Consider the following 23094-nt stretch of genomic DNA (forward strand, 5'->3'; position numbering starts at 1 on the left):
TATATTCAGGTAATCTGACAACTTTTTATGGCAAAGGCGACCAAATAGGCAAACAATTCAATACCTTGGGATATGTTTAAAATTCGCTTGGCATTTGTTTCCTCCATTTTATTTTTCAGCCTTTGCACCCATGCACAAGAAGGCTGGATGGTCGGTTTGGGCCCAATAACCGCTCCTGCCCCTTCTTTGCTAGGTGGTAATGTCAGGGCTTACCTGGGTACAAGTCCTACGTTTTGTTTTGGCCCCGAAGTTTCTATTTTTCCGTATCAAAGTACTACTGAAGAAAGTGAGACAAGTCTTTACGAGCTCAATTTCAACGCGCATTATGTATTTGAATTGGCGCATCGATTCGGAGTGTACCCCTTAAGTGGGTTCAACTATACCAACGAAAAAGAACGACTACTACTAGATACCGAAGAGATTGAAGAAGAAGATGCGCTTGGGATAAACTATGGTATTGGTGCGCATTACAGTATCAACCGGGTCTTATTATTCGCTGAATTTAAAGGGGTGGTAAGTCAACTCAGTGATGAATTCTTCACAGTAGGTGCTATAGTATTGCTATCAAAACCACAAAAGAAACCTCATCAAGAATAACTAAAGGGGTTTTAAGTCGATTGTAACCATACGATAGCATTTCTTATTGTTACAACGAGAATAGCCATTGCAATGACGCACTGGCAATAAAACCTTGCTCAACCTCATCACCATTTACGATCACATTAATCTCGCGACCAAAACCCAACGTCAATCCGATTTGTGACTTTGTGTTTTTTATCGGCAAAAAATAGCCCCCTTCCAACCATGGCTGAACCACTAAAGTATAAGTGCTTCCTGAAATAAAAGCATCTCCTCCAACGGTATCGGTCCAATCAATACTCAAACTCCAAACATCAAGGTTCAGACCGGCTATAAATTTTCCTTTACCCGCAGGATAATGTTTTCGATACCCAACGGTGCCCCCATAACCGGTTCCCTCTTCGGTATCGTTAAAATCACTAAAATCTTGCCGATCTACAATATTGAGTCCCGCCCTAAAAAGCAATGAAGTGTTTTCGTTAAGGTATTTTTCCAAATTTAGTGTAGGTATAAGGCCTGCTGGGTAAACCTGTATTGAAAGCCCTAAATCAGTTCTGTTATCGCTATCATTTTGTGCAAAAACCCCAATAAAACTTAAGGCTGTAATCAAAAATGCCAATTTGATTTTCATACTGGACCAATTTTTATGTCTTAAAAAAGTAATGTGGCACACCAAGCACCTAGGTAAAGGTATTCAAATGGTGTTAACCCAGAAAGTCTTTCTTTTGATTCCATTTTAAAAACCCTGCTCTCAATCGAACATTTACAGTACTTGAAATAGGTAAATCAATAGATTGAGGATGCTTTCCCTAATTTTTCTATTCGGTCAACATCAATTTTTAGTACTTTCCAATCGCCCAGTTCACTCAGCTCGCCTAACAACTTTGCCGGTTGCCCAATAAAGGGCAGTATGTCTTGATGAATGGGTTCCCCCTTCAAATTAGTCAGCAAAAAATAGTCATCCGTTTCCTGTTCATTGGTGGCAACCAGTACCGGGGGTATACCCCCTGAAATACAGAGCGCCGCACAACTTCTGTGGATTTTTCCAAACCCGGGTTTCATCACCCCGAAATAACACTTGGGATCTACGATTTCACCCTCAAGTTCAATTTGACCAATTGACGAAGGTTTTTTGATTTCGTTCCTGTTTACTGAACCCGACAAGGTAATCTTTTGACTATCGTCGATTTCAAGAAGCGTTTGCCCATTATAATAAATCAATTGGCCTTCAATGGTCAATGCCTTATTGACCAGGCTTCCGTTTTCACTTTTTATCGCATTCAGATACTGATTGGGACCAAACTTGCCAAATCCTAAAAGCAGTATATCCTTATAAATATCGTCTGCCAATTGAACGCGCAACATAGGATAGGGCGTTTCATGATAAATGCCCGAGACCTTGGTAGGCTCATTAAAATCAAACGAACTGTTTACCGCTGTTTCTTGAAAGAAGGAAAACAAAAATCCAACTACCACTAACGTAATAAGTGAATACAGCACAAAACGCTTTAACGTGGTCTTGGTTTCGGTACCCACCTCATCTACATATCCAATATAAAATTCATCATTCTTTTTCATGGTCTAACAGGATATAGGGGTTACTTCAGTGCCTTCTTCATAAGCATTGGGGTTCACATAAACGAAACCATTGACTACCTTAAGTTGGTAGGTTTTCACTTTCTCCGTAAAAGGCGGGGGTGATTGCCCATTATGCGGCAAGTACTGATATCCATGCCACGGACAGGTGATACAGCCATCCACTATCTTACCCTCTCCCAAAGGCCCACCTTGGTGCTTACAAACATTATGAATCGCCGATAATTTACCTTCATTCTTAAAAACAGCGATGCGTTCTCCTTCTACCGTAAAAATCTTTGCCCTGCTTTCTTCGATTTCACCAGTAGTACAGACTTCTAACCAACCATCACCATCCTTAGAAGGTTTGAAGCCATCTATTTTCCCTTCCTTAAATGCCGCCGTTAAATGAAGACCGGTAATGAGTACAAACCCCAAACACAAAACACCAATTGCGAAAGGCGAGGTTTCTTGTTGAAAAGCACCCAAAAAAACGTGTAACACAATAAGGGCATAGGCTAAGTATACTAGCATGTGAAGTCTTTTCCATGTTTTTGGGGATAGGTTTTTCAAAAAGAAATCGTGACTGGTAGAAGCCATTGCAAATAGAATCAACAACGCCAAAAAGCCTAATACTTGAAAAGGAAAATTGGTCAAGGACCCATAATCCATATTGGAAGTAAAAATAGATTCAATCGGGTTTTTACTCCCAAGGGTATGAAAATTAATAGTGGAGAAAACGCCATGAATCAAAGCGGCCAAAAACATGCTGACGCCTAAATGCCTGCGGTTATACAAAATGGGCAAATACTTGGTATTTAGCCTCGTCAATGGACCTATTACCAAAATAATATGCAGCAGAATAATGGCCAATGTACCAAAGGCCCTGATAATAATCGTTTCGGCGGTCATCTCAGCATTGGTGACCAAACTCAACACAAAAAACACGATTAGGTATAACACCATGCCCAGGGCAATCAACTTATCGTAGTTCTTTTTATGCTTATTCCACAATACCAGTTTATAATCGAGTCCCATTAAAAAGTAGTTGTATAGATGTTTTCATTCTTTATTTTGTCCACTATCGCAATTCCAGAGGCAGCTTCAGATACCTGGAATTTATAGGATCCCTTGCCTTGTAGTTGGCCCATTACCTTACCCAATTTTCCGGTAGCATCGATTTCATACAATACGGATGAGGAGTTTGGTAGTGGCTTACTTAATGTAATCAATACTGTTCTGTCTTTGGCCAACTCCACCTTAAACTGTTCCGCAATTTCAGTTGCTTCGATATTAGCCATGAAATCAAGGTCTTTTATGGCAAAGAACAGTAAAATTGGAACCGCCACTGCCATTAGCAACCAAACTAACTTGTGTGCTTTTCGTTGCGTCGCTATCATATCTTATTTGATTGAAAAAGTTTACCTATCAGAAAAGGCCAAGTGGCGATGGTACCTGGCAGTAATAAGAGTCGTACCACTTTTTTACTTTCTTTCATTAAGGGGTCAATTTTAGTGGCCCCCACAAATAGAAAGTACAACCCGAACAAAAGCCCAAGTCCAAAATACGACCCCAGGGCAATTATAAATATATTGATTACTGTTTCCATTATATAAGATTTACATCTGTCATAATCTCTAATACCGCTGGGCCATCTTGAGCGAACATATTTCTCATTCCCTCTTCTAGAGCAGCTTCGCTTTCAACGCGTTTGCCCCATGCCCCGCATGATATGGCAAATTCGGCAAAGTTTGGATTGGATAGCGAAGTTTTCCAAACATCAAACTCACCAGCACGTTGTTCTTTAGAGATTTTACCTAGCTCATGATTATTCAAAACAATCAACTTAACCGGCATTCGATACTTTACCAAGGTTGTGATTTCGGCCAAATACTGGCACAATCCGCCATCACCGGCCACGGCAACCACGGGTCTTGAATCGCCAACGGCAGTCCATGCCCCGATTGCGGCGGGTAACGCAAAGCCAATTGACCCTAGATAGCCTGACATTAGAAAGTCTTGATCGGTCGGCTCAAAATACCGTCCAAAAGAATAGGCATTATTCCCAACATCAACGCACATCACTGCATCTTTAGGCGTCAATGAGTTCATGGTTTCGAAAACGGCTATGGAACTAACCCCTTTATCGGAAGTTTCTAAAAGGCGCTTTGCTTTTTCTTCTTTCCAGATTTTCCATCTTTCCGCAATTTCTTGGGTTTGATCTTCGGTGTTTATTTTTCCTTTAAGTTCATTTTCAAAAATACCCAAGGTTCTTGAAATCTCTCCCCAAACGGCCACTTCCACCTTATGGAATTTACTCAGCGCCATTGGGTCGAAATCTATCTGGACAATCGGTTTTTTAGGGGTAATACCGGTATGATTCGAAAAGGAAGCCCCAAATACGATCAAAAGGTCGGCTTCATTCATGAACCAAGAGGCAATCGGGGTACCACTTCGGCCTAAGACCCCCCCGCCTAAACGGTGATTGTCTGCTATAAGACCTTTTCCCTTAAATGTTGTCACTACCGCGGCATTCAAACTTTCTGCAAACTTGACAACGGCTTTTTTATGCGCCCTAGCCCCATGCCCCATAATAATAACGGGGCGCTTGGCATTTTTAATACGTTCGATGGCCTCATTGACTGCTTCCTGTGGTGGCGCAATCTCCACTTGGGTGATACGCTTGTCGGGTGTTTGTGCTTTTTCATTGGGCTTGGCCGGTTTCTCTTGCACCTCATCAGGAAACGTCAAATGTGAAACATCCCTTTTTAACAAGGCGGTTTTCACGGCTAAGGACATCAATTCAGCATGTTTACTATCACTTTGAACGCGCTGATTGAACTCAGCTACAGTACTAAACCCCCGAACCAAATCCACTTCTTGAAAATTTCCGGTACCTACGACCTGTGTCGCAACTTGACCGGTCAGTGCCAATAAGGGGGCTCGGTCTACTTTGGCATCCCACATACCGGTATACATATTGGTCGCCCCCGGACCTGCAATTGAAAAACATGCGGCGGGTTTTCCAGTTAATTTGCCGTAAGCGGAAGCAGCAAAGGCCGCAGCGCCTTCATGGCGAATTCCGTAGAAATTCAAATTCCCTTTTTCCTCTTGACGCTTCATAGCGTCCGCAAACCCGAGGTTAGAATGCCCTACCATTCCAAATACCTTGGTTACGCCCCAGTTGACCATCGTTTCAGCCATAATATCTGAAATGGTGGTTTGATGTGCCTCTTCTTCTTCAACGCCAACATAGACGGCATCACCTTCCTCTTTTACGGCAAAGGTATCAATGCCATCATCGAAACCACCTGGGGGCAGTCCGGTACAGGGATGAAAATCCCAACCATGCCAAGGGCATCGAAGCATTCCATTTTCTATAGATCCCTCACCCAACGGACCACCTTGATGCGGGCATCTATTATCCAAGGCAGAAAATTTTCCTTCAAAATGGGTCAGGCATATTCCCTTATGGGCGGCGGTCACTGTTTTCACCCTACCTTCTGGCAAGTCTTTTTTATGGTCCAGTACCTTATGCCAAACTATTTTTTTTGATTCACTCATTTTTTGTTGTTTAGTTTACCCCAGCAAAAGGAATTCCTGCCAGTTCATGCATTTCTTTCTTAAAAGTGGAGAGGTCATTATGATTGAATTTAGCAATATCATCATACCCACAAGAACGAGCGATTACCTTGATCAAATCATTGGTTGCATTAAAAAAGTTAGCCAACTGTTTTGCCGAGGTATCGATGATCAACCTACTTCGCAACGACTCTTTTTGTGTTGCGATACCTACGGGGCAATTATTCGAACCGCAGGCCCGCATCCCCAAACAGCCAATCGCTTGTATGGCAGCATTGGAAACGGCAATGGCATCGGCACCCATCATCATGGCCTTCGCAAAATCTTCCGCGATACGTAAGCCACCGGTAATGACTAAAGTAACATCACTTGCCCCGACGCTATCCAAATACTTTCGAGCCCTTGCCAAGGCTGGAATCGTAGGTACATTGATGTTATCCCTTAGAATTGTTGGTGCGGAACCGGTTCCCCCTCCCCTACCATCCAATATGATGTAGTCAACACCTACATCCAATGCAAATTGAATGTCTTTTTCAATATGACTTGCTGCAATTTTAAAACCTATGGGAATACCACCTGTACGTTCACGAACTTTGGCCGCAAAGTCTTTAAAATCCCCTACGCCGTAAAAATCAGGAAAGGTTGCCGGACTAATGGCCGTTTCCCCTTCGTTCAATCCGCGAACCTCAGCAATTTCCTTACTCACTTTATTTCCGGGCAAATGCCCTCCTGTACCTGTCTTGGCCCCCTGACCTCCTTTAAAATGAAAGGCTTGAACATGGTCTAACTTATCCCATGTAAATCCGAATTGTGCTGATGCCAGTTCGTAGAAATACTTTGAGTTATTTTGTTGCTCTTCTGGTAAGATACCACCTTCCCCCGAACAAATTCCAGTACCAACCATCTCAGCACCTTTTGACAAGGCAATTTTAGCTTCACGTGATAAGGCTCCAAAACTCATGTCACTCACAAAAAGGGGAATGTCCAATACCAGTGGTTTCTTTGCTTTGGGGCCTATGACCACCTTTGTTGCGACCTCATCTTCATCCAATAACGGACGTGAGGCAAGTTGTGCCGGTAAAAATTGGATATCGGACCATTTTGGTAAGGTATTTCTATCCACCCCCATAGAATCTGAAAAGCCGTGATGGCCCAGATTTTTCAATCCGTTTACCGCCAATTCCTTAATATATCCCGTATAAGGTTCCGTGTCTTCTGGATGGGTATCTTGGTAGGCCCCTAAATAGGCATCCCTATCGAAAGGCTGTGGATGTTGGGTCTCAAACGCAATCACTTCATTTTCGTCGACTTTCAATGAATCCCCGTCAAGGTATTCTTGAAATTTATGAAGTTGCTCGTCATTGTTATACTCGCTTATTCCCGTATCATAACGGTAGTCCCAACCGTGTACGCCACAGATTAAATTTTGACCGTCTATATGGCCATCGGCCAATAACGCACCTCGATGGTGGCACCGGCCATAAAGTATTGAAATACCCGATTCATGCTTAATAATGACTAAATCAGTATTTTTTACCAGGGCATACGCTGGTTCTTTTTCACGCAGTTCTGAAATTTTGGCAATTTCAATCAGCTTTTGGGTCATCAAGTCGGTTATTTTGGTGGTTACTGTATTTAGGTCGGGATTATCCCAGCCACTTTACACCGTAATTTAACTTAAAAAAAGAAGAAAACGCAGCAATCTGCAGAAATGACAAAATAATTCAATATACGTATTCGCATACCCATTAAACCGTGTATGATGGTGAACCAGCATATCGTAAATCGAGACAACTTAACATTGGCCATTATCACTATTGAACTATAGCATATTTCGCTCTAGTATCTTGGCAAAGTTAAAGGCCGCAAATTCAAGGTTATCGTAGCTCAAACGAAGGGCGTCGTCTAAGGTTCCTATATTTTTGAGTACGGAAGTCGCGTATGTAAGCCCCATAGCCTCTTGTTCTTCGGGGGTCAAATCAATTGCTCCACAAAATGCAGCAACCGGTATCCGTTGCTTTTTGGCAGATGCCACGACCCCAGAAATTGTTTTTCCTGAAAAGGTTTGATTATCGAGTTTTCCTTCTCCTGTTATAATCCAATCCGCGCCTTTGATAGCTGAATCGAAATCGGCAATTTCCTTGATTAAATCAATGCCTGAATTTAAGACTGCGTTTAAAAAAACAACTGCACCGCCCCCGACACCTCCCGCGGCACCTGAACCAGGTATTCGTTGTACATCAACCCCGAATTCATTTACTAAGACTGCTGCAAAATGCTTCAAGCCATCATCTAAAAAGACAATATCTTCTTTAGAGGCCCCTTTTTGGCCTGCATAAATATGTGCCGCACCTTGCTCACCGTAAAAAGGATTGTTTACGTCACAGGCCACCTTGAAGTTAGTACCTTTTAAACGTTTATGTACGTTTGATCTTTGTATGGTCTTGACCTTGATTAGGTTTTCGCCAATTGGTTTCAGCACCTCGCCGTTTTCATCCAAGAACCGATATCCTAAAGCCACGGCGATACCCATTCCCCCATCATTGGTGGCGCTGCCCCCAATACCCAAAACAATAGTCTCCGCTCCTTCATCCAAAGCAGCTACGATAAGCTCTCCGGTACCTTGCGAAGTTGTAAACCTGCAATTTTTTTCATCATCGGATAACAGTTTGTATCCAGATGCCTCTGACATTTCAATGAATGCCGTTTTCTTTTTTCTTGAATAAAGGTATTCCGCCTCAATGGTATTGAACAGTGGGTTTTTTACCAACTGCTTTTTTAACGAGGCGTCCAAGTAATCTTTGACCACCGCTATTGTTCCGTCACCTCCATCGGCCAAGGGCTTCTTAATAATTTTAGCGTTCGAAAAAACCTTGCGCAGACCACTTTCCACAGCGTTGCAAAACCCATCACCTGAAAGTGACTCTTTGTATTTATCCGGTGCTAATACGAACTTCATATCATGTTGCTATGAAAAGGTTACTAAAATAGCGAATACCAAATCGCAATACCCATTTTATTCTAAATGACAACCCATTATTTTTTGGTCGAAAAGCACTTTTATGGGCTTTTAACCTTTTTCGAATGGCCAAAACCGTAACTATTCTGATGCAGGAAATCTTTTGGAAACGCATCGTCCCCAGGAAAACCAATTTCAACCGTGCCGCTATCTTCCGGTATGTAATTGGTTTTAAAGATATAATCCCATATGCTTAAGCTAATACCAAAATTAACACCATAAGTACCTTTGGGAAGTTGATACGCATGGTGGTAAAGGTGCATTACCGGATTGTTGAATATATACTTTAAGGGACCCCAGGTAATCTTAATATTCGCATGGTTCAAGTGACCAATGGTAATTGCAGTGAAATGTACGATATAGGCCTGCTCAGGTTCAAATCCACCAAGAAGCATTACACCAAGGGTCTTTAGGGGTTTGTACAAAATGTTCTCCATCCAATGGTAACGAAGATGGGCGGCGAACCCCATTTCCTTTACGGAATGATGTACTTTATGGAAGTTCCACAAAAATTTATACTTATGCAGCATGATATGGGTAAACCATTGTACAAAATCCAAGATAACGAAGAAGATTACCAATTGCGCCCACATCGGCATAGCCGATAAATCTAAAATAGTGAGGCTTTCAATCGAAATGCCGACGGTTGTGAAAAATAGGGCCAACAGTTTATAAAATCCACTAATTGCAATGGAAAACAAGAAAAAGTTAAAATACATATAAGCGGCATCCAACCAAAAATCCTTTCTAAATACCGCTTGTTCTTTTCGCCAAGGAAAAATGACTTCCAATAACCAAACAATCAATGAAATTATGGTTAGGCCCCAAAAATAATTGGTATACCAAGGCACTTCAAACAGAATGGATTTCCAGGTCCATTCCAAACTACCCATAAATGCATTGGCAAAGGCATTTAGATACTTATCCATAACTTATTCTTCTAGTTCGTACCAATCAATATCGGTCAATGCTGCCCTTCTCCCCTTTTTTCGGGGTGGATAGTTGGTTACCAAATAGTCTATTATAATTTCTTCATTTTTACCGAGATCCCATAGGTTCTGTGTTTCTTGCATCCACCGAATCGTGGCTAGCCAACTTTCTTTGTCCATTCTATTCTGGGTCACCAATTGTGCGGAATGACAGTTGGTGCAATTATTGACCACTTCCATTAGTCCTGCGGCATTCACAAGCCCCGTTCTGACGTGTATTCCATTTTCAATCTTATCAAGATCTTCTTCGCTATCGATAATCGCATATTCCGTTACACTTGAGGTTTTTGTTGACAGTAATGTTTCATGATTGTAAATCGCATATACCATGAAAATACCTATAACTACAAATAATGCGAATGCTATGACCAAAAGCTTATGAATGGCTTTTATTTGCCGTCTTATTTTTTGTTGCTCGTCCATAACCCTAAACCACTTTTATCGCTATTCGATGACAGGCATTATTCAAATAACCCTTGGGATTCCAGCCCGGTAATACCATGGGTTGACCCACCCCTTGTGAATCCGTGGCACGGGCCCATACCTCATAGTAGCCTTTCTTAGGAAAACCAATACGTGCCGAAAAATGCTGCCATGCTAGGCGATTTACGGGCTTTTCAATTGGGCATTCTTTCCAAGTAGCACCAAAATCAATGGAGTATTCCATTCGCGCGACCTCCAATTCCCCAGCCCAGGCATGTCCCCTTATATTCAGTTTTCTACCTTGTTTCAGTATTGCCCCAGACTTCGGATAGGTTATTAAGGACTTTACTGGCATGGATTCAATAATGCACATATCCCCATCGCTTACCTTTTCACCGGGTGCAACGGTGTTACAAGGCACACGATACGCCGTACCTGTCATTTTGGTACCATCATGTACCTTATTTCGAATACTGATCCTGTTCACCCATTTACCCGAGACTGAAGCGGGCCAGCCCCCTGCCACCAACCGTAACGGGTAACCATGGGCAAGGGGAATGGCCGTACCGTTCATTTGAAATGCCAACAGTGTTTCATCCTGCAATGCTTTTGCCATGGGCACCCCTCTTGAAATGGGTTCCTTTTCTGGGTCCCTGCTCAAGTGTACATCGGCCGCGTGATACCCAATATACACCGCATCATCTTTAATACCCGCATCTTCTAAGACATCACGCAATCGAACACCTGTCCATGTCGCACAAGAAACGGCCCCGACGGTCCATTGATTTCCTTTCGCCGGAGGGTCGAACTCACTTCTACCATTGCCACCACATTCTAAGGTAAGTTGATAGGTATATTGCTGAAACTTTGATTTCAGTGCTGCAAGGGTATAGGTCTTTTCTTGTTTTGCCGACTCGCCATCTATGCGCAACGTCCATGTTCCAGCATCAATATTTTCTGGTATTAAGCCATTATTACGAATGAACATCGCCTTATTCGTGGTCACCTTATCGTCCAATAAATGGGCCTTGGCTTCAATATTCCAGGGCCTATCGTTCAACACTGCCATTTCATCATCCAAACCGAACATTTTAAAAGGGTCAGGGTCTTGAAGTGCCAGTGGTTGATATCCTTTCGGAATTAGATTACCAAAAACGATATCAGCACCTAGTATACCTATCATAGCGGCCAAGGTCGATTTTTTGATAAACTTTCTTCTTTCCATTCTTGATATAAGGTCTTTGAGTTTTTAAAGTAACGTGTTTTCCCCCGCTGTTTTAGTAACAAAAGTTACAATTTATTGCGAGAGTAGAAACTGATTTCTACTAGAAGTAAATGTTACCTATAGTAAATAACACTGGTAAACTTATTTTTAAGCCCAAGGGACCAGAAAAGGTTGATGCTTCGATAAATGCCACCAACTTACTGGTAATTATTTTTTTTAATTGCACGGGAAAAGTATAATTTAAAGGTGTAACATCAGTGCAATGGTCATCTAAATTCCCGTGATGTCTAAATTTATGGGAATCCAATTACTTTGATTCTATTTTCATTTTATCATGTCCATCAAAGGAAGTCAAAGAAAATATAGGTCGTAAAATACGTTGAACATGGAAAGGATTATCGAGAAACAAAGACTAAGTACCTATCAGAATTTAAGCTATTCCATACTACTATCATGAACCTACCTTCAGAAGAACATAACCGATTACAACAACACTATTCCAACAAAAAAGATTGGCTAAAATGGGGCCCTTACCTGAGTGAACGTCAATGGGGAACCGTACGGGAAGACTATAGCGAAAATGGGGATGCGTGGAACTATTTACCGCACGACCACGCCAGAAGTCGTGCATACCGATGGGGTGAAGATGGAATAGCGGGTATATCGGATCGTTACTGTAATATTTGTTTCGGTATTGCACTATGGAACCGAAAAGATCCTATTTTAAAAGAGCGGTTGTTTGGGCTTACCGGCCCCCAAGGTAATCACGGTGAAGACGTTAAAGAGCTTTACTATTATCTTGAAAATACACCAACACACTCGTATATGAAACATTTATACAAGTACCCACAAAATGAATTTCCGTACACGAAATTGGAGGAGGAAAGTCGAAAACGAGGGAAACGTGACAGCGAATACGAATTACTTGATACGGGTATTTTCGATACCAATGAATACTTTGATGTATATACCGAATATGCCAAGGGCGAAGCTGAAGACCTTCTAATAAAAATCACGATAAGCAATCGCGCTTCGGTAGCGGCACCGGTTGTACTACTGCCAACAATGTGGATACGGAACTTTTGGAGCTTTACGGGAATGCCCAAAAAACCCGTTATCAAATCAAATGGGGATACCGATGCTCCATATGTGTCCATCGATCATACTTATGTAGGGAACTATTTTCTTCATTTTGAAAAACCATCCAAACTACTTTTTACGGAGAATGAGACCAACAGCGAACGCATATTTAACTTTGGTAATGACCATCCCTTTAAAAAAGACCTATTCCACGATGCCGTAATCAACAATGACTATTCATTGGCTGAAAAAAATAAAGAGGGAACAAAATTCGCCCCACTCTATGAATTGGACATTCCCGCGGGGCAAACCAAGACCATTAAACTAAGGTTTGCGAAAAGTATTTTAGAGTCCCCATTTGATGATTCTTTTGACACCTTGTTCTCTAAAAGAGTGAAGGAATCGAACGCATTTTTAGAGGCCATTACGGCTAAATCAGTCAAAGAACAACAAAAGATTCAAAGACAAGCTTTTGCCGGTTTACTCTGGTCGAAACAATACTATAATTATGATGTGGAACAATGGTTGCACGGAGATGATGGCCATACTCCGCCAAGCAACCGAAAAAACGGGCGTAATAGCGGCTGGACCACCTTACGTAATCATGACATACTGCTTATGCCCGATGCCTGGGAGTACCCGTGGTTTGCGGCATGGGACAGTGCTTTTCACTGTGTAACCTACGCCATGTTGGATCCTGATTTTGCCAAACAACAATTATTGTTGTTTACCAAAGAATGGTATATGGCCCCAAATGGCCAAATACCTGCCTATGAATGGAACTTTAGCGATGTAAACCCGCCTGTTCAAGCTTGGGCCGCCATTCAAGTCTATCAAATAGAACAACGAATGACCGGCAAAAAGGACCTGAAGTTTTTGAAACGGATGTTCAATAAATTGGCACTCAATTTCACATGGTGGGTCAATCGGGAAGACAGCTCCAATAAGAATATTTTTGAGGGCGGTTTTTTAGGGTTGGACAATATTGGGGTTTTTGATCGAAGTAATGGTGTGCCCGGTGGTGGGATTTTAGAACAGGTCGACGGAACTTCCTGGATGGCACTCTATTGTTTGAACATGCTTGAAATGGCCCTTGAAATCGCTTTAGAAGATGAGGCATTTGAAGATATGGCCATCAAATATTTCGGTCATTTTGTTTTTATTGCAGAGGCACTGAACAAATTACAGGAAGGGGCCCCTAGCGCATGGGATGAGAAAGAAGGATTTTTCTATGATACGCTCATTTTACCTGATGGTCGGTCAATACCCATAAAAGTACGCTCTATTTCAGGTCTCTTATCGATAACCGCCGTTTTGAATATCAAAAAGGAAAAATTGGATAGACTACCTCGATTTCGAAGTAGCATGGAGTGGTTTAGAAAATACCGGGCCAAAACCTTGAAGTATACCGTGATTGAAGAATATAGTCTAGAAAAAGATGTCTTGCTTTCATTGGTACCTAGAAAACGCCTGCATACCTTAATCAAGACCATATTGGACGAATCGGAGTTTTTGAGCGATTACGGTATTCGTTCGTTGTCAAAAAGACATGAAAATCCGTATTATGTACAAATCAATGAAACCACCTATTGTATCAATTATGAGCCCGCTGAATCAACGACAAATATGTTCGGGGGTAACTCAAACTGGCGTGGGCCTATTTGGATGCCAATGAACTACCTGTTCATCAACACGTTAAAAGAATACCACAACCATTTTAAGGATGATTTAAAATTCACCTATCCATCAAACGGTAATGACCGCCTAGATTTGAAAGAAATCGCCAATAAAATCAGCAGGCGATTGATAAGCATCTTTGAAAATGACGAACACGGCGACCGCCCTGTCAATAACCCATATCAAAAGAAGTATCGCGATGAAAATTTCAAAGATCTTATTTTATTCTTTGAATATTTTGATGGGAATAATGGTAGGGGTGTTGGCGCGGCACATCAAACAGGATGGACCGCCTTAGTCGCCAATCTGATTGAGGAAATCAACTGCTGATATACCATAAAAACACAATGGCCATGGCCTCAACGTAGGACCAATTTTTTAAAAAAATGGTGACCCTATATCGTGAACCTATAAGGTATTTTTCATCTCGTATCCTTGAGATTTCCTTTGGAGGCAACCTACTAAAATGACTCCAGGTTGCAGAAGGATTTCCAATGTAGAAAAAGAACGCATCCTTACCATGAAGACACAACGTATTACAGGCTTTTCACAACAGAAAATTCAATATCCCTTTGAATATATATAGTTTTAAAGGATTAAATTCAACTGGGTGAAGAAGCCAAGCTTTGCTATTCGTTACATATTCTGCCTTTTCTTTTTAGTATTATCCTCACAACAGATCATAGGGCAAGACAGTGACAATGATTCCTATCCTGATGTCAGTGATATTGACGATGATAACGATGGTATATTGGATATTGATGAGATCCTGGGATGTACAGGTAGTTTAAGCTATGAATTCTATGATCTTTCGCCAACCGGTAACACGGTCGATAATATTCCAACCACAGGCGCCCTGGCGACCGGCACGGTAACCGATTTTGATGTGGACGCATTGCAGGCGTTGGTTGACCCGGGCGATACCGAAAGGTTTTCCATCCGTTATACGGGCAGTATCAATATCGTAGCATCAAACACCTATACCTTTTACACCACTTCTGACGATGGAAGTAAATTATATATCAATGGCATCGAGGTTGTCGATAACGACGGGGCCCATGGCAGTCGCGAAAGAAGCGGCAGCATACTGTTAAACCCAGGCATACATGCCATTACCGTCGAGTTTTTTGAACGCACAGGAGGGGAAAACCTATCTGTCGCCTATGAAAGTGCATCGATACCCAAACAAGCCCTGCCTTTTCAGATATTGATTTCTGGAGCCACTTGTGATTTTGACGGTGACGGACTCACCAATGACTTGGACCTCGATTCAGATAATGATGGCATTCCCGATAATGTAGAAGCACAAACGACATTTGGGTACGTAGCTCCCTCTTTAATCGATTCTGATGGAAACGGATTGGATGACGCCTATGAATCTACCCCAGGTGCTGGTGAAGGGCTATACCCTGTCAATACCCAACCCATTTCAAATTTTGATTTCAATAACCTCGACGCTGATGGTGATGGTTTGCTGGATCAAGATGAGGCCGCTACGGGTTTAACGGGCAATGATAGCGACGGGGATGGCTTGGACGATGCTACGGACACCACCGATGGCACCTTACCAGGGGGGCAACCCAATTATGACGATGCCAATGGTACGATTGACACCCCATCTACACTGCCCAATACACAAAACCCCGGGGTAGCTGAAGTGGATTATCGAGATCGAACTCTGGATACGGACATGGACAATGTCATCGACTCCGTGGATGTTGATGATGATAACGATGGTATATTGGATACCGATGAAACAAGATGTGCCGGACAGTTAGCTTATGAGTTTTATGACAGTAGTCCTGTAGGTGATACCGTAGACAACATTCCGACAACGGGCGCCCTCTCAACAGGAACCTTTACCAGTTTTGATGTTGATGCCTTACAAAATCTGGTGGATCCGGGGGATAGGGAACGGTTTTCCATTCGATACTCAGGGTTTATACTGATTGAGGCCGCTGATACGTATACGTTTTTCACCTCATCGGATGACGGAAGTAAACTTTACATAGATGGTATTGAAGTCGTGGACAATGATGGCCTGCACAGTGTACGCGAACGAAACGGATCCATCGCTTTGAGCATAGGCTTTCATGCCATTACGGTCGAATTTTTTGAACGTACCGGGGGGGAATTTCTTTCCGTAAGTTACCAAAGTTCGACCATTTCGAAAACACCACTTCCTTTTGAAATCCTATATGCCGATGGTGACGGATGTGATACCGATGGCGACGGTATTGTTAACAGACTTGACCCCGACAGTGATGACGATACCTGTAACGATACCATTGAGGCCTATAATTCTGCCAGTGCGGACCCTGATAATGACGGTATTTATGGCACGGGTACCCCGAGCACCAACCCAGATGGGTCGGTAGTAGGAGCTCCCTACACTACCCCTGTGGATAATGATTCGAATGGTACTTTTGATTTTTTAGAAGCATACGTCGCACCGGTCATTGTATCACAACCAGTCAATAGTACCGTATTTGCTGGTGAAAGCGCCACGTTTTCAGTCAGCGCCAACAACGCGAACAGTTATCAATGGCAACTGAGTATCGATGGTGGTGGATCTTTTACGGATATCGCCGAGGGTGGTATCTATTCAGGAACCAACAGCACCGACCTTGTCATAAGTCAAACGGCACCTGATATGGATAGCTATTTATATAGGGTATCCATATCCAATACGAATCATGTATGTGCAATACCCATTACAACAGATGCAGCAATACTAAACGTACGGGTACGTACCGTTATCACCAACAGAAGAATTACGTTTAGGGTTAAAAACTAAGTAATAAGACATGGAATGCCCAAGTGTGCATCAACCTTAAAAAAAAATGAGTGCACCCCTATGAAATCTTTTAGGAGTTCATATTACCATTAACCTGACATTGCTTAATGGACTTTACTCAGGTTTTCAAAATAGGTTTAGGTCAATTATTAAATAGGATCATTTAAAATTTCTGACTTGGCAAACCAAAGAAAACTACGATGCAATATTTTGGTAAACATCATGCAGGGTTATCTTAAATTGACTGCCATTATCACCTGTTCGGGAAAAGTACCCGTCAAACTGCTCCGTCAAACCCTCTACCAATTTCAAGCCAAAAGAATATTTATCTTCTTGCACCTCGGGAAAACCATTTCCGTTATCCGCAATAAATAGGCTATATGCATTTTCGGCTTTTTCAAAGGTCACCAGTATGCGTCCTTGTTTTCTATTTTCAAATGCGTATTTGTAAGAATTGGTCAATAGCTCGTTCAATATCAGCCCCAAAGGTACTGCCATGGACATCTTTAGCTCCACGTCTTGTAGTTTCTTGTCAATCGTTATATTTTTTGCTGGGGAATCATAAGATATTCTGACATTTTCTAAAAGTCTATTGAAATAATAGCGTGCATTCACGCTGGTGATTTTATTGTTTTGATAGAGTTCCTCATGGATTATGGCAAGCGATTTAATACGGTTCTGACTCTCTTTCACCACTTTCATCACCTTTTTATCATCTGGAAATTTAGAGGTTTGGGCAGTCAAGAGACTGGATATTATTTGAAGGTTGTTCTTTACCCTATGATGCGTCTCTTTCACCAAAAGTTTGTTCTCGTTATTCTTGTTCTGAATTATGGCCAACGACTTTTTCTTACTTTTATAACCCTTATAATAGACAACGGCCAGCACTAATAGCAATAGGGCAAGAATACCCAAGCCTATCTGAACTAGACGCATTTTGGCCCTATTTGCCTCTTTAACACTGTTTTCCGTATTCAATAGGGCAATCTCATTGTCTTTACGCTCTGTTTCATATGCTATGTTCAACTGGGCAATCGTATTAGCGGTGTTCTCTGAGGCAATGCTGTCTTTTAACCTCAGATAGGCCCAAAGGTTCTTGATATAAGATTCATGGTCCCCTTTTAGGGAATCGACCTTAGCCTGAAGTTGATGGATATCCTTTTCTGAAAGCATATCCTTTATTTTTAACTGAATTTTGGTTGCCTTATCTATTTGATTCTGGGCATTCACGATTTCATTTTGATCAATATAGAAATGGGCCAAATCCAAATGGAATATCATCATACCGTGTATATCATCCCTGGCCTTTGAAAGGGTCAATATTTTTTCATAGTCCAACACAACATCTTTGTAATTACCGGTATATTCATTATAATTAGCCTTATTCATGTGATAGGTAACTAAAAAATTCTTGGCGATATCCGGATATTTCTCCATGTGCCTATCAAATTTGCCCAATCGCTCTTTTGCTTCATCGTATCGCTCCAATTCCAATAAACTTGCCGCCATTGTAAGCGATGAAAAGATAATGGATGCCGGGTTTTCCATTTTATTGGCCAATTCATTGGCAATGGCTTGATGATGTAGCGCTTGTTCATAATCTTTAAAATAACCATATGCAATGGCGGTATTCATAGTAATATTATAAGTATCAAAATCGTTGTCGGGTATCGTATTTGCTATACGGAGGGATGCCAACATTTCTTTTATTGCTAAATCGGTATATCCCTTTTTCAAGTAATCCACCCCTAATTTGTTGTAGAATATGTATTGTTTATATGGTGGGTCTATCTCTTTGGATATCCTTAAAATCGCCCGGGTGTATTTTAAACAGGAGTCCAATTCGTATTGCGGATAATAAATTCCATGTAGGGCATAAAAACCGGTTTTCTTGGCATAAGGCCCTAATCGTTTATTACGCAATAGTTCATAGATCCTATCTGCGGCGGCCAGATCATTGCCCAATCTATAATCGGCAAGGGCAATACTCGATTTACTGGCTATTTCCCCATCTCGATAGTCTAATTCCTCACTCATTTTAAGGGCTTTTTTCGCATAGTAGAGACCGCTGTCTGGCTGCGACTTGTAATGCCTGATGGATAAAAATGTAAGGTCTTGGACCGTACTCTCGCTAACACCACTATTTTTAATTTTTAACAGTAGACCGTCTTTAAGCTGTGCGATACAAAATGTAGTACTTAAAACAAAGTAGAGGAGGATGTTTTTGTTCATAGTGGTTGGTTTAGGATAATTCATCTGTTTTGGTCAAATGGCCGTTATAGTTACCTGGCTAAGGTTACTCACCGTATCCATTTAAAAGTTTCGTATATCTAAATGAAATAGCGCTTGTTGGTTGCAATTAGTTTTTAGTTGGTCGAATCCCAAGTATGTAGCAGGCACGAGCAAACAAACTGGGGCGAACCCTAATTTGACCGTATCACCCCAGTTTTTTACTATTTAGGGTTTCAATGAATTAGGTCGTTTTTTCTGGTTTTTAGTTGCAAAAAGTGTTGAAAAAATTTGACCTCCATCATATACCGAATTTATGTATGGTAGTTTTTCGGCTTTTTACTTATTCCGATATTTTTTTGTAGGTACACCCTTAATTTGAGATAGTACGATGAAGAAACGATGATTTAACCTGGTAAAACAATAAACGGGAATTCAGATAGGGTTATTCTTTTCCCATATAGAAAACGTACAAAAAGAAAATACGGTAATGCTTTACAAATTATTATGCCCTTTGACAAAATAAAGTTTGGGTGTTCTTAAGGGCGCCAAAAAATAAATATCAGAGCACTATCTTCAAAGGCCTTAAAAAGTATTTATGAAAAGAAAAATTCCGTAAATCGCTGATATACGAATTTTTGAATCCAATTAAAAAAGAGCGACTACGGTAGTCTTGACCTCGTCTTTCCTAACAAAGCTCCGCTTTGAAAACCAAAAAGCACACTAACAAATCCATTATGCCGGTAAGCGACATACCACAAAAAAGGGATTGGCTTCGTCTTTCCTAACAAAGTTCCGCTTTGAAAACCAAAAAGCCGCACTTACAAATCCATTATGCCGGTAAGCGACATACCACAAAAAGGGGATTGACTTCGTCTTTCCTAACAAAGCTCCGCTTTGAAAACCAAAAAGCCGCACTTACAAATCCATTATGCCGGGAAGCGACATACCACAAAAAGGGGATTGACTTCGTCTTTCCTAACAAAGCTCCGCTTTGAAAACCAAAAAGCCGCACTTACAAATCCATTATGCCGGGAAGCGACATTCCACAAAAAGGGGATTGACTTCGTCTTTCCTAACAAAGCTCCGCTTTGAAAACCAAAAAGCCGCACTTACAAATCCATTATGCCGGGAAGCGACATACCACAAAAAGGGGATTGACTTCGTCTTTCCTAACAAAGCTCCGCTTTGAAAACCAAAAAGCCGCACTTACAAATTCAAGCAAGCTTGATTTGACGTGCAGCTTTTTGGTTTATTCGTGACCACGGTAGGATTCAAACCTACGACCGCTGGAGCCGAAATCCAGTGCTCTATTCAGCTGAGCTACGTGGCCGTATTCCGCGCGAAGCAACGGAATCTTTTCAATATTTCCAAATAAGTTATTTGGCAAGCTTTTGTTTCACAATAGTTGATATGGTCTTACCATCGGCTTGTCCTGACAATTCTTTAGAGACCAATCCCATTACTTTTCCCATATCTTTCATACCAGATGCACCAACATCAGCAATGGTTCGTACAACAACTTTCTCGACTTCTTCTGCGGTTAATTGCGCTGGCAAAAATTTGGATATCACTTTAACTTGGGCCAACTCTGGTTCTGCTAAATCACTTCTTCCCTGTTCAGTGAAAATGGCCGCACTATCTTTTCGTTGTTTGACCAATTTTTGAACTAGTTTCACCTCATCTTCTTCTGAAAGGCCATCACCACCGCCCTTTTCAGTTTGGGCCAATAATATTGCGGATTTTATTGCACGTAATGATTCTAGGGCAACGGTGTCCTTAGCTTTCATAGCCGCTTTCATCTCTGTCATCACTTTCTCTTGTAACCCCATAACCATGAAATTTTGATTGGCGAAGATAAAAAATAAACCCGAAAAATGGTTTACACTTTCGGGTTTAAAAGCTTCTATGCTTTAGAAACGTACTTTACGCTACTAATCAACATTGTCATGTAAAAAAGAATTATTTGAGCGCAATTGAATTTCGTCATTACTATCCTCGCCCAAAGTCATTCTAGACACCTTTTGTTCCAATGGTTTTTCGTTTAAATCAACACCCTGTCTTTTATAAGCGGGCTGTTTTTCAATTTCATCGATACTGTTTCGATTGTTTTGAAACTTATAGTTGAAATTCTTCAGTTTTTGACGTCTCTCATCTGCCCTTTCCTTCAATATATCATTTATGGAACTATTGAAGGGATCTGCATTACCCGAAGAACCCTCATTTGAAGTATCGGCCTCTGATTTAATCGTTTTTTTCTCAAAAATCAATTCATCTTCGACCAATTTTGGTTCATGGGTTTCCGCAACGGACCTAGCACCGGTCAACTTGGTCTCCAACTCCATGTATTCTTCAAGGTCATATCGGGTCTCCCCTTCTTTATTGTACTCTAGAACGGGACTCACCTCTACGTACTCATTTACGTCCATATCTTTAACCTCGTCGGTCAAATCAAATGTAATCGTATTCCCCTTTGGCTCTTCTTGGTTCAAATCACTCAGGGGCATGTCAAAGGTAAGCGCGAACTGATCCTCTTCAATTGGTTTTGCTGATACTACCTCTGGATCGATGACTTCAATATCATTAAGAATGTTCTTTGCCTCAATAATAATAAAGTCTTCTTCTACATTTGTAGCAATCGTTTCCTTTACTGTTTCAGGAACCACTTCTTCATAGAAAACATTGAAGTTTCTGATATAACTGGTCGTTTCAATTAAATCGGATTCTGGTTTTTTATTTGATACTACCATCTCGATTTCATCATCTTCCTCTAACTGGTGTTTGATTACGGGCTCAACTTCGATTACCTGTCTTTCTACCTCAGCGGTATTAGCCATGTTTTGCGACCCTAAATTCTGTACGGCTCGCTGCTCATCTTCAAGGGTATGGATAATTTTCTTTGTTTCGGTATTGGTGATCTCATCTTGTTGTTCACAATTGAACCCCGTCGCAATCACGGTAACCGCAATCGAATCACCAAGGCTTTCGTCTTCTCCAATACCCATTATAATATTGGCGGTCTGTCCCGCTTCCGTCTGTATGAAATCATTGATCTCACCTATTTCGTCAATGGTTATTTCTTGACCGCCAGATACGATCAACAACAAGACGTTCTTGGCACCTGTAATTTTATTGTCATTAAGCAGTGGGGAATCCAATGCTTTGGTAATAGCCTCATTGGCCCTTGCTGAACCCGCTGAGATTGAAGATCCCATTATGGCCGTTCCACTATTCGACAACACCGTTTTAGCATCACGTAAATCGATATTCTGTGTATAGTGATGTGTAATAACCTCTGCAATACCTTTGGCCGCAGTTGACAATACTTCATCAGCCTTTGAAAATCCGGCTTTATAGCCTAGGTTTCCATAAATGTCACGTAATTTATTGTTATTGATGATAATCAAGGAATCAACGTTGTCCCGCAACTTTGAAATACCCTGTTGCGCTTGATTACAACGGTGGGCCCCTTCAAATTGAAATGGGGTAGTCACTATACCCACTGTAAGAACACCCAATTCTTTTGCAGTTTTGGCAATGATCGGCGCAGCTCCCGTACCTGTGCCGCCACCCATGCCAGCAGTAATAAAAACCATCTTGGTATTTTGTTCCAACATCGTTTTAATATCTTCCATACTCTCCATGGCCGCCTGTTCCCCTATCGAGGGATCGGCACCTGCACCAAGCCCTTCGGTCAGCGAGACCCCAAGTTGAATTTTATTTGGGATCGAACTATTTTCCAAAGCCTGTGAATCCGTATTACAGATTACAAAGTCCACACCATTTATTCCAGATTGGAACATATGGTTTATGGCATTGCTTCCACCACCACCAACGCCAATGACTTTTATGACATTGCTCTTATTTTTCGGGAGGTCAAAAGCGATATTATCAAATTCCGTGTTCTTACTCATGATGC

At 41.5% G+C, this 23094-nt stretch carries 17 protein-coding genes and 1 tRNA gene; 3 read left to right on the forward strand and 15 right to left on the reverse strand.

Translation table 11 applies throughout. The features are described 5' to 3' along the window. Positions 1-72: 72 nt before the first annotated feature. Positions 73-597, forward strand: a complete 525-nt coding sequence (locus AACM45_RS05905) for a hypothetical protein (protein ID WP_339141381.1) — start codon at positions 73-75, stop codon at positions 595-597. A 49-nt stretch (positions 598-646) separates the two neighbouring features. Here AACM45_RS05905 and AACM45_RS05910 read toward each other — a convergent pair whose 3' ends face one another. From AACM45_RS05910 to AACM45_RS05960, 11 genes are all read right to left on the reverse strand, one after another. Further along, entirely contained in the window at positions 647-1210 is a 564-nt protein-coding gene (locus AACM45_RS05910) for a hypothetical protein (protein WP_339141382.1), read from the reverse strand. Positions 1211-1365: 155 nt separating this feature from the next. Continuing rightward, positions 1366-2157 (reverse strand): hypothetical protein, encoded by a 792-nt coding sequence (locus AACM45_RS05915; RefSeq protein ID WP_339141383.1) that lies wholly within the window; start codon positions 2155-2157, stop codon positions 1366-1368. A gap of 3 nt (positions 2158-2160) precedes the next feature. Then, positions 2161-3192 carry a Rieske 2Fe-2S domain-containing protein gene (locus tag AACM45_RS05920; RefSeq protein ID WP_339141384.1) on the reverse strand — a complete coding sequence of 344 codons (1032 nt, stop codon included), beginning with the start codon at positions 3190-3192 and terminating at the stop codon, positions 2161-2163. Next, entirely contained in the window at positions 3192-3554 is a 363-nt protein-coding gene (locus AACM45_RS05925) for a hypothetical protein (protein ID WP_339141385.1), read from the reverse strand. The genes AACM45_RS05920 and AACM45_RS05925 overlap by 1 nt, the downstream gene beginning before the upstream one ends. Continuing rightward, positions 3551-3763 (reverse strand): hypothetical protein, encoded by a 213-nt coding sequence (locus AACM45_RS05930; RefSeq protein ID WP_339141386.1) that lies wholly within the window; start codon positions 3761-3763, stop codon positions 3551-3553. The genes AACM45_RS05925 and AACM45_RS05930 overlap by 4 nt, the downstream gene beginning before the upstream one ends. Beyond that, complete coding sequence (locus AACM45_RS05935) at positions 3763-5718, reverse strand: thiamine pyrophosphate-binding protein (RefSeq protein ID WP_339141387.1); 1956 nt, start codon at positions 5716-5718, stop codon at positions 3763-3765. The genes AACM45_RS05930 and AACM45_RS05935 overlap by 1 nt, the downstream gene beginning before the upstream one ends. Positions 5719-5728: 10 nt before the next feature. Further along, positions 5729-7342: a glutamate synthase-related protein gene (locus AACM45_RS05940; protein ID WP_339141388.1), complete on the reverse strand. Its 1614-nt coding sequence runs from the start codon at positions 7340-7342 to the stop codon at positions 5729-5731. 216 nt (positions 7343-7558) lie between these two features. Continuing rightward, positions 7559-8695 carry a glycerate kinase gene (locus AACM45_RS05945; RefSeq protein ID WP_339141389.1) on the reverse strand — a complete coding sequence of 379 codons (1137 nt, stop codon included), beginning with the start codon at positions 8693-8695 and terminating at the stop codon, positions 7559-7561. 101 nt (positions 8696-8796) lie between these two features. Next, complete coding sequence (locus AACM45_RS05950) at positions 8797-9684, reverse strand: sterol desaturase family protein (protein WP_339141391.1); 888 nt, start codon at positions 9682-9684, stop codon at positions 8797-8799. Positions 9685-9687: 3 nt separating this feature from the next. Next, complete coding sequence (locus tag AACM45_RS05955) at positions 9688-10167, reverse strand: monoheme cytochrome C (protein ID WP_339141392.1); 480 nt, start codon at positions 10165-10167, stop codon at positions 9688-9690. A gap of 4 nt (positions 10168-10171) precedes the next feature. Then, positions 10172-11392, reverse strand: a complete 1221-nt coding sequence (locus AACM45_RS05960) for a sulfite oxidase (protein ID WP_339141393.1) — start codon at positions 11390-11392, stop codon at positions 10172-10174. Positions 11393-11845: 453 nt separating this feature from the next. Between AACM45_RS05960 and AACM45_RS05965 the strand changes: the two genes are divergently transcribed. Together AACM45_RS05965 and AACM45_RS05970 are read left to right on the forward strand one after the other, a co-directional pair. Further along, entirely contained in the window at positions 11846-14479 is a 2634-nt protein-coding gene (locus AACM45_RS05965; RefSeq protein WP_339141394.1) for an MGH1-like glycoside hydrolase domain-containing protein, read from the forward strand. A 280-nt stretch (positions 14480-14759) separates the two neighbouring features. Beyond that, positions 14760-16946, forward strand: a complete 2187-nt coding sequence (locus AACM45_RS05970; protein WP_339141396.1) for a PA14 domain-containing protein — start codon at positions 14760-14762, stop codon at positions 16944-16946. Positions 16947-17141: 195 nt separating this feature from the next. Here the strand turns inward: AACM45_RS05970 and AACM45_RS05975 are convergent, their stop codons facing one another. The 4 genes from AACM45_RS05975 to ftsZ all read right to left on the reverse strand — a co-directional run bounded on the left by AACM45_RS05975 (position 17142) and on the right by ftsZ (position 23089). Then, positions 17142-19178 (reverse strand): sensor histidine kinase, encoded by a 2037-nt coding sequence (locus AACM45_RS05975; protein ID WP_339141398.1) that lies wholly within the window; start codon positions 19176-19178, stop codon positions 17142-17144. A 1256-nt stretch (positions 19179-20434) separates the two neighbouring features. Continuing rightward, positions 20435-20508, reverse strand: a tRNA-Arg gene (locus tag AACM45_RS05980). A gap of 46 nt (positions 20509-20554) precedes the next feature. Then, the gene (locus AACM45_RS05985) at positions 20555-21007 is read right to left on the reverse strand and encodes a GatB/YqeY domain-containing protein (RefSeq protein WP_339141400.1); all 453 of its coding nucleotides are present in this window, start codon (positions 21005-21007) and stop codon (positions 20555-20557) included. Positions 21008-21109: 102 nt separating this feature from the next. Beyond that, positions 21110-23089, reverse strand: coding sequence for a cell division protein FtsZ (ftsZ, locus tag AACM45_RS05990; RefSeq protein WP_339141401.1), 1980 nt, complete (start codon positions 23087-23089; stop codon positions 21110-21112). Between the last annotated feature and the right edge of the window lie 5 nt (positions 23090-23094).

It is taken from the genome of Croceitalea sp. MTPC5 (assembly GCF_036985505.1).
Taxonomy (GTDB): domain Bacteria; phylum Bacteroidota; class Bacteroidia; order Flavobacteriales; family Flavobacteriaceae; genus Croceitalea.